At 52.3% G+C, this 2,843-nt stretch carries 1 rRNA gene; it reads right to left on the bottom strand.

Going from position 1 to position 2,843, the window contains the following annotated elements:
• Positions 1 to 2,804, bottom strand: a 23S ribosomal RNA gene (locus G394_RS0115900); the annotation flags it as partial.
• Between the last annotated feature and the right edge of the window lie 39 nt (positions 2,805 to 2,843).

Genomic DNA, 2,843 nt, shown 5'->3' with positions numbered 1-2,843 from the left:
CCGCTTAGATGCTTTCAGCGGTTATCCATTCCGATTATAGCTACCCTGCTATGCCGCTGGCGCGACAACAGGTCCACTAGGGAATCGTCCATTCCGGTCCTCTCGTACTAGGAACAGACCCACTCAATTCTCCTACGCCCACAGAAGATAGGGACCAAACTGTCTCACGACGTTTTAAACCCAGCTCGCGTACCACTTTAAACGGCGAACAGCCGTACCCTTGGGACCTGCTCCAGCCCCAGGATGTGATGAGCCGACATCGAGGTGCCAAACCGCATCGTCGATGTGAACTCTTGGATGCGATCAGCCTGTTATCCCCGGCGTACCTTTTATCCGATGAGCGATGGCCCTTCCATGCGGGACCACCGGATCACTAACACCTACTTTCGTACCTGCTCGACATGTCTGTCTCGCAGTCAAGCTCCCTTATGCGTTTGCACTCGACGGCTGGTTTCCAATCAGCCTGAGGGAACCTTTGCGCGCCTCCGTTACTCTTTGGGAGGCGACCGCCCCAGTCAAACTACCCACCAGACACTGTCTCCCTGCCGGATGACGGCGAGGGATTAGAGTCCTAAACTAACAAGGGTGGTATTTCAAGGTTGACTCCACGGATTCTAGCGAACCCGCTTCACAGTCTCCCACCTATCCTACACATGATAGTTCAAGATCCAATGTCAAGCTATAGTAAAGGTGCACAGGGTCTTTCCGTCTTTCTGCGGGGAGACGGCATCTTCACCGCCAATTCAATTTCACTGAGTCTCTGGTCGAGACAGTGCGGAGATCGTTACGCCATTCGTGCAGGTCGGAACTTACCCGACAAGGAATTTCGCTACCTTAGGACCGTTATAGTTACGGCCGCCGTTTACTGGGGCTTCAATTCAATGCTTCGCTTGCGCTGACATCTCCTCTTAACCTTCCAGCACCGGGCAGGCGTCAGACCCTATACGTCGTCTTACGACTTAGCAGAGTCCTATGTTTTTAGTAAACAGTCGCCACCGCCATTTCTCTGCGACCACTCGAAGCTTGCACAGTAAATACGCTCACCAAGAGTGGCACCCCTTCTCCCGAAGTTACGGGGTAATTTTGCCGAGTTCCTTAACCAGAGTTCTCTCAAACGCCTTGGGTTACTCACCCCACCCACCTGTGTCGGTTTACAGTACGGTCTGCACATATTCTCACTTAGAGGCTTTTCTCGGCAGTAGAGGCTCAGTCACTTCAGTCTTACGACACGGCATCACTTCTCGGGATAGAGAGACGCGGATTTGCCTACGTCTCATCCCTACGAGCTTGCACCGGGATATCCAACACCCGGATGACCTACCTTCCTGCGTCCCCCCATCGTTCAAACGAACATATGCAGGTACGGGAATATTAACCCGTTTCCCATCAACTACGCTTTTCAGCCTCGCCTTAGGGGCCGACTAACCCTGGGAAGATTAACTTTACCCAGGAAACCTTGGGTTTACGGCGAACAGGTTTTTCACCTGTTTTTTCGTTACTCATGCCAGCATATTCACTTCCCATCAGTCCAGCAGACTTTCCAATCCACCTTCATCCCAGATGGGAACGCTCTCCTACCAACCAGGTAAACCTGATTCCGAAGCTTCGGCACCATACTTAGCCCCGTTACATTTTCGGCGCAAAGTCGCTAGACCAGTGAGCTATTACGCTTTCTTTTAAGGGTGGCTGCTTCTAAGCCAACCTCCTGGCTGTCTAAGCGACTTCACCTCCTTTCCCACTTAGTATGGATTTGGGGGCCTTAGCTGTCGGTCTGGGCTCTTTCCCTCTCGACCACGAACCTTATCACCCGCGGTCTGACTCCCGGGATCTCGACTTACGGCATTCGGAGTTTGAAAGGGTTTGGTAAGCGGGTAAGCCCCCTAGCCCTGTCAGTGCTCTACCTCCGCAAGTAAACTCCCGAGGCTATACCTCAATATATTTCGGAGAGAACCAGCTATCACCGAGTTTGATTGGCCTTTCACCCCTATCCACAAGTCATCCGAGTAATTTTCAACTTACAACGGTTCGGTCCTCCACTTGGTTTTACCCAAGCTTCAACCTGCTCATGGATAGATCACCCGGCTTCGGGTCTAATCCGCAGTACTAGTCGCCCATTTAAGACTCGCTTTCGCTACGGCTCCACCTCATCGGCTTAACCTCGCACTACAGATTAACTCGCTGGCCCATTATGCAAAAGGCACGCGGTCACACCACGAAGGTGCTCCCACTGCTTGTAGGCATACGGTTTCAGGTTCTATTGCACTCCCCTAACAGGGGTTCTTTTCACCTTTCCCTCACGGTACTGGTACACTATCGGTCGTCAGGGAGTATTTAGCCTTGGAAGATGGTCCTCCCAGATTCAAACGGGATTTCGCGTGTCCCGCCCTACTCAGGTACTCCATGTGCCACTATTCGATTTCGCATACGAGGCTGTCACTCGCTATGGCCGGACTTTCCAGACCGTTCTGCTATCTACTCATGGATCACGTGTTGGAGCCCTACAACCCCGCATGGCCGTAGCCACACGGTTTAGGCTAGTCCGAGTTCGCTCGCCGCTACTGTCGGAATCTCTCTTGATTTCTTCTCCTTCGGGTACTGAGATGTTTCACTTCCCCGAGTTCGCTTCCAAAAGCCTATGTATTCAGCAATTGGATGACTAGACATTACTCTAGCCGGGTTGCCCCATTCGGAAATCCCCGGATCAAAGCCTGCTTGACGGCTCCCCGAGGCTTATCGCAGCCTTCCACGTCCTTCATCGCCTCCTGACGCCAAGGCATCCACCGTATGCCCTTAACATCTTAACTCTCTTCTCTTCACCTATTCATCTGTCAATGATCACAAGC

The organism is Desulfomicrobium escambiense DSM 10707 (assembly GCF_000428825.1).
Lineage (GTDB): Bacteria > Desulfobacterota > Desulfovibrionia > Desulfovibrionales > Desulfomicrobiaceae > Desulfomicrobium > Desulfomicrobium escambiense.
This window is presented reverse-complemented; position numbering and strand designations above follow the sequence as displayed.